The sequence below is a fragment of the Massilia jejuensis genome (genome assembly GCF_042656795.1).
Lineage (GTDB): Bacteria > Pseudomonadota > Gammaproteobacteria > Burkholderiales > Burkholderiaceae_D > Telluria > Telluria jejuensis.
In genome coordinates this window covers 121,843-128,154 of sequence record NZ_JBHSMS010000015.1, presented here as the reverse complement: position 1 = coordinate 128,154, position 6,312 = coordinate 121,843, and the positions used below count along the sequence as shown (strand labels likewise).

Sequence of the window (6,312 nt, the reverse complement as noted above, 5' to 3'; positions counted from 1 at the left end):
CGACCGACGAGTAGGCCACACATCCGCCTTAACCCGGTTTTCCGTTCCACTGCACCTCAAACCCCGTTTTGTCGCGTTGATCGGCGCCGACCTCAAGAGCGACCAGGCCTTCTACATAGGGCGATTCGCTCGCGGAGGCATGAGCAGCGGCACGGTCAGCGGTGAGGCCTGGGCCAACAATTTGGTGCCAACGCTTCGTCAACGTGCGCGATGGCTTCGGGAATCATGGGCCATCTAAAGGCTTTCCCCAAGTAGCGCCGATGTCTCATCGAACGGAGCGGGTACCTTAGCTAAGTGAACGATGTCCCCGAGGTCCATGCACTTAGGGGTGAATCTGTTAGATATCTGCCGAGTGGGGCATCTAACAACTTTACTTCCAAAGAATATCAAATTTACTTCTGTCAGCTACGGCACCAAGCCGAAAAACGAGCCGCGCTCAGCCGTAGATTCGTTTTTCGGTCTTTGATAATCTCTTATTATCAAAGACCGTAAAAAGCACCGTCAAAGTTGCTATTTTGCAGCGTCGCTGTGCTAAGCTCTTGATTGGCTGGGGAATTTCCTGCTCCGCCACGAAATCCGCACGGCAATGCGGGACGGCGGTAACATACCGTTTCGTGAACTGAGTTTCGACGTTTTTACCTCCCTATACCGCCTTGGCCCAGAGCACTCCCCCTATGAGAGTAGCGTTTCGTGAACTATCAAATACCGTAGGTGAACGGCTAAAAGTCCATATATGCCGTTGATTCCAAAGAGAAAAGTTACGAATCCCTGCGGAACAGGACTGGAACTCTTTCTAGAAACCATTCGCGGAGGTGTCAGAAAATGCGAACAGTATGACTCTCCTCTTAGGTAACCAGAATGGACAAACTCACCACTTTGCTTCAGATGCTGACGTCGATTAACGATCCGATTACCCTTATCTTCCTCGCGTGCTTCGCCGCGCTGGGTGTTGCGTGCTTCGCCCTTTATGTGGTTGTGCTGGCACTGAAGCACGGGAGGCGTCGTTGAGCCGCATGGCGTTCGCGATGGCTCCTTCCGCCTGGGCCAAGCGCAAACCGGCACTGTTCACGGAACACGACGCTGCCCGGGAGGCTGGCCGTGGACTGTTCGTCGAGGACGTGGAGGACTCGGACGACAAGCTGGTGTACCAAGGCCTTTCCCATCTCAGCTGGCGTCGGGAGAAGGGCGCCGCCACGGCGGCTATCCTCATCCTGTTTGCGTTGACGATCATCTCGAACAAGGCCCAGCGCCGTGCGGGACTGCGCAGCAACAACCTGGTAGCGGCTACTTATGAAGACATCCAGCGGGTGGCGCCGTTGTCGCGCAAGCTGATCGCCCGCGGGCTGCAGCTGCTGCGCGCGATGGAAGCGATTCGGATCGAGCGCGCGGGCAATGCCAGCGTCTACGCCCTGCAGGGTATCGACCAGCCCGGGAAATGGTGCAAGCTGCCGCAGCAGTACCTGTGCAACACCTTCCCCTACATGCATCAGCTAAAGCATTACTTCGAACATATCAAGCGCCCGGGATCCCTCCATGCGTTGAAGCTGTACATGCTGCTGCTCTCGTTGCGCGACAACGTCAGCAACATCTCGCGCTGCGGCTACGACATGATTAGCGAATACACGCTGTTGCGCCGCGAGGACATCAGCGACGCCATCCAGCTGCTGATCGCGACCCAGCTCATTCGCTTCGCGTACGACTCGGAATCAGAAAACCGGAAGGGCGATCCTGCGCACAACCGCTACTTCATCCTGGGACTGAAATGAGGGATACCGCTGGAGCAGCCTTCGAGCCGGACGCTCGCAAGCTACACATCGGTCACTTCGCCTTCATGCGTGCGTTCGTCCAGGGCCTGGACCTGCGCGATACCTGGGAACGATATCTGGCCGTGGAGGGTAGCCGCACCGACGTGCGCAACGTGCGCCGTGCCGTAGCGTGGATGCGCGACGCATTCGCGGCCGCCGCGCATCGCCACCGCCGGCATGCCCTGGCCCGCCTCGTGCGCATCGACGTTTCCAAGGTCCGCGATCGCGAGGGCGCTAGCGCCGCGGCGCAATCTCTGGAAGACTTCGCGATGGAGCGAGGCCTCGAGGATTTCTCGATCGAGGACCAGCTGGCCTACTACCAGGAGGCGTATGGTAACGGCACCCAGAAGGAAAAGCGGAGCGCGCGCCTGCTGCGTCGTCAACTCGACGGAATTGCCTGGCTCGAGCAGGTTGCCAGCGAGGCGCCCCATCCCGACGACGGCGTACGCGCGTGGCTCCCCTTCGACCTGGCCGTCCGGCTCGAAGGCGCCGGCATGGTGACGCTGCGGCTGCTGGTCGAGCGCATCAACGGGGTCGGTCGGAACTGGCACGCGCCAGTGCGCGCAGTGGGGGCAGGGAAGGCCGATCGCATCGTTGCCATCATGCGGGGCTTTCACGCTAGCACGGGACTGCGTATCGGTGCGCATGTACTCGACCCGAGGTTGTCGCTCGACGCTCACACGCTGCAGTTGGTGGTCCCGGCGTCGACCGCCGTGGTGCCGCTCGAGAAGTTCGTCGTCCCCCAAGACCTGGACGGCAGCAATGGACGGTTCCGCGCTCCGCGTTACCAGTGCCAACTCGCAGCCGAAAACGACTATGGCGCGCTGCTGTCGTTCTTGCGCGAGAAGCAGGGGCGACATGTGGCAGGCTTGTCGACGCGTGCCATAGGCGGCGATGCTCTCGGATGGCTGCGCAACCTGGGCCCGACGGCGCGCGCCTACCGCACCGAGTGCGAGCGGTTCATGTTGTGGGCCATCCTCGAGCGTAAGAAACCTTTGTCCTCTATCGACTTCGACGACGCAATCGCCTATCGCGCCTTTCTCGCAGATCCGCAGCCGGCCGACCGTTGGTGCGCACCGCGGAGTCGCGGTCGCTGGGGACCCGCGTGGCGACCGTTCGAAGGGCCATTGGAGGCAGCCGCGCAGCGCCGCGCCCTGACGATGCTGGGGACGTTCTATCGCTTCCTTGTGGACCAGCGATACCTAACCGGCAATCCCTGGACCGGCATCAGCAAGCCGCGCGCACCGGCCGGCGCCGCGGAGCATACGCGCAGCTTCACCAAGGAGGAGTGGGGATTCATCTGCACGCGCTTGGCGGCGCTGCCGACAACCTCCGCCAACCAGCGCCTGCGGGTGGCGTTGCCGCTGCTGTACGTCGGTCGGCTGCGCCGCGCCGAGATCGTGCGCGCCCGCCTTGGCCACCTGCGCTGGACGGAGATGCCGGCGACGCCCGATGAGCCAGCAACCGCCGGCTGGGAGCTCTTGGTCACAGGTAAGGGAGACAAGCGGCGCCTTGTGCCGTTGGCCCAGGTGCATGTCGACGCCCTCAAGCATTACCTTGCGTCGCGAGGGCTGCTCGCCGACGTGACTCACCCGGACAATGCGCAAGTGCATCTACTCGGCCTGGCCGTCGACTTACAGGAGCGCACGCCTTGGGCCGCTACGAAGGCTGTCGATCCGCGCCGCGGCATTAACGCCCAGACCCTGTACGATCAGCTCAAGGTGTTTTTCGCCGGTTGCGCTGACCATCTCGAGCATGTGGCGCCGCAGTCGGCGGCGCAACTGCGCCGCGCCAGCACGCACTGGCTGCGCCACACCGGAATCACACATTCCCTTGCCGCAGGCACCCCGGCCGAGGTCGAGATGAAGGTAGCAGGACACGCATCGCTGGCGACCACTTCCAAGTACGCTCACGCGGAAACGCGTCGGCGCCTGCAGGGCAGCGCTGCGTTCCTTGCACAACAGACGCCGATCGAACCCGACAACGGAGCAGGGGCCTCAGCGAAAATCGCTGACCTGGTCAAGTGAATCATGGTTCCCTTTATGCACAACCGCTTACTTTCGCGCGCGAAAGTGCACCGCGATGTAAATACACATACACTGTTACTACATGACTTCGAACCAGATTCACGGCATTCGCCGGCGCCTGAGCGGGCATCAAGGTTCTGCGCGAGTTTCTGCAAAGATAACAGGCGAAAACGCACATGACTGATCCAGCCGCGACCCACATTACCGTTCGGCGCCCGGAGCAGGTCCGCACGCGGCTGCAGGACAACGTCCTAGCGTGGGCGCGTGACGCAGGAAATGGGCAGCTGCGCTACATCATGGAGCTGGGTGAGCACGAGCGCGGCCGCGCATCTGGCTGCGTCTGCATCAGCTGCAATAAGCCGCTTCACTCGGTCAACGCAGCGAAGGTCGAGTGGCGGAATCGCCCACACTTCCGGCACGAGAGCGGGACAGAACCCCAGGCATGCAAAGTGCTGTCGGCGCGCGCAGCGCTACTGGCCAGCCTGCACGAGGGCGACGTGATCGTCTTACCGCGACTTCGTCGGTCCATTGCTGTGTGGGGCCTCTCAGGTGCTCCGTACGAGGGATGGATCGACGTAGCGCCGCAGCCCGTACACGTTGGCAAACTGCGCTTCATCGACTCGACGACCGCCGAGGTGGTACTCGCCGATGGGCGCCGGCTGAGGGTGGTCGTGTCTGGGCGCGCCCGTATCGATGATACCGAAGCAGGCGAAACCCTGGAGCCCCAGATCGAGATCTGCATCGATGATCCAGCGCTTGCCGAGATGTCGCCTGAGGAACTGCGCGCACGGCTCGTGCCAGCAATCGAGAAGGGTGCCTGGTGCGGGCACTGGCCGGACGCCGCCGGCGACGCCGCAGCCAGGGAAGAAGCAAAGCGAGCGGCAGGCTATGCCCTTGACTGGGATGAGGACCTGACGGACTTGCCAGCGGATCTGCGGCGCGAGTCTCTCCTGCACCGCGAGGTGAAGGCGATCCTGGAACGCGCTAACTCCGTTCTTCTGCCAGGCTGGTGGCTGACGTCGGTCGGGGCGATCGCGACCGACAAGAAGCGGACAGAGCGCGTGCAACTGGCCGGCGCGCGTCTAGAGCGGAAGCTCGGCCGCATTATCCCCGATGTTATTGCGCAGCTGAAGACTGGCGGCGAGCTGCTGGTCGAGGTCACGGTCACCAATACAATCACCGCCGAGCGCCTCGAACGCATTCGCGCGGTCGACCTGGCCACGATTGAACTCGACTTCTCCCACATGGCTGGAGCCCTGTCTAGGCCCGCACTGCGTCAGCTCGTGCTGCACGAGGTGGCCGGGAAGGTCTGGCTTCATCATCCGTCAGTGTCGAAGATGCCCGGGGCACCGCAGGGCGGTTTCCTGGAACTGGGATCTCGCCGACGGGGTACGACCGGCAGAACCAAACAGCAGATGCTGGAAATGACGGAACAGGATTGCGCCCGTCAGTACCTTGCCGCGGTGAGAGAGCTCGCGCGGCTCGACTTCGAGGTCGACGAGCAAGTTTCGACATCTGAAAGGAATGACGCCCTTGCTGCCGTTCTTGAGGCGGCCGATGCTCTGCATGTCCACGGCTATCCTGAGGCGCTCGACTACCGCCTATTCGACGACCAGCGTACTGTGCTGCACCGGCTGATGTCGCTGATGATGGGCTATCCGGTCGCCTACCGCTACAGCAAGGTCTGGCAGGTTATCAATAGCATGCTGATGGACACCGGCATCGAGTCCAAATCATGGCATGGGCTGTATCATTTGGCCATAAAGGCCCGGGGCCCAGCCCTCGGCCTCACCAAAAGGCAGGATGAACTCGTCGACGAGTGGCGCAGCAGGGTGCGAACGAGTGTCATGCAGCGTGAGGATACTTACCGGCGCGATCCCCAGTACGACAGGCTCTTTACGCTACTGTTCCCGGAGTTGGTGCCAGGGCTCGACAACGTTTCGCTAAGACGAGCGCCCGCTGCGCGGACCTCTCTCACAGTGGGGAATGAGCCAGACCTGGTTGGTGTGCACCTCTCCCGCGAACCGGGCATTATGCTCTGGAAGTGGACCCTTCCACCTCATGGGCGCGGCTATGAGCTTGGGCTTGCAGCGAGCCGCGCACGGATCGATGGATGGACCGTAGACGACTCAAGCATCCTATATCACCTGGTCCGCGAAAAGTTCTCCACGCCATTTGTCTCAACGATGGCCCATCTCGTCGCCGAAAAGGTAGGGGCCGAGCCAGCGGCCGTGCTACGCTTCCTGTCCCGGCACGGTTTCATCTCCCTGAGTCCGAAATCAGGCGGTCTGTGAGGCGCTCGGCGCTGCTGCCGAGCGCTGGAACACCAGCGGCTGATGGCGACAGTACCACCCTTGTGGCCCCTACTGTGTTTGAATGGGGCCTCCTAAAAAAATAGAAGCTATACCTCAAAAGAACTCATGAAGAAAAGCACGCAGGATCAGACGACGACGCGTGAGGAGTTGCTTCCTCCGGGCCCG

At 61.8% G+C, this 6,312-nt stretch carries 5 protein-coding genes; all 5 read left to right on the top strand.

The window, feature by feature from the left end:
* The coding region (locus tag ACFPOU_RS04970) for a hypothetical protein (RefSeq protein WP_379717818.1) at positions 1 to 238 on the top strand (238 nt) is incomplete at its 5' end.
* A 620-nt stretch (positions 239 to 858) separates the two neighbouring features.
* The gene (locus ACFPOU_RS04965) at positions 859 to 1,008 is read left to right on the top strand and encodes a hypothetical protein (protein ID WP_379717816.1); all 150 of its coding nucleotides are present in this window, start codon (positions 859 to 861) and stop codon (positions 1,006 to 1,008) included.
* A gap of 5 nt (positions 1,009 to 1,013) precedes the next feature.
* A complete protein-coding gene (locus ACFPOU_RS04960; protein ID WP_379717814.1) occupies positions 1,014 to 1,766 on the top strand; it encodes a hypothetical protein in 753 nt (250 codons plus the stop codon).
* Positions 1,763 to 3,832, top strand: a complete 2,070-nt coding sequence (locus tag ACFPOU_RS04955; protein WP_379717812.1) for a phage integrase family protein — start codon at positions 1,763 to 1,765, stop codon at positions 3,830 to 3,832. The genes ACFPOU_RS04960 and ACFPOU_RS04955 overlap by 4 nt, the downstream gene beginning before the upstream one ends.
* Positions 3,833 to 4,008: 176 nt before the next feature.
* Positions 4,009 to 6,126 carry a hypothetical protein gene (locus tag ACFPOU_RS04950; RefSeq protein ID WP_379717810.1) on the top strand — a complete coding sequence of 706 codons (2,118 nt, stop codon included), beginning with the start codon at positions 4,009 to 4,011 and terminating at the stop codon, positions 6,124 to 6,126.
* The last annotated feature ends 186 nt before the right edge of the window (positions 6,127 to 6,312 follow it).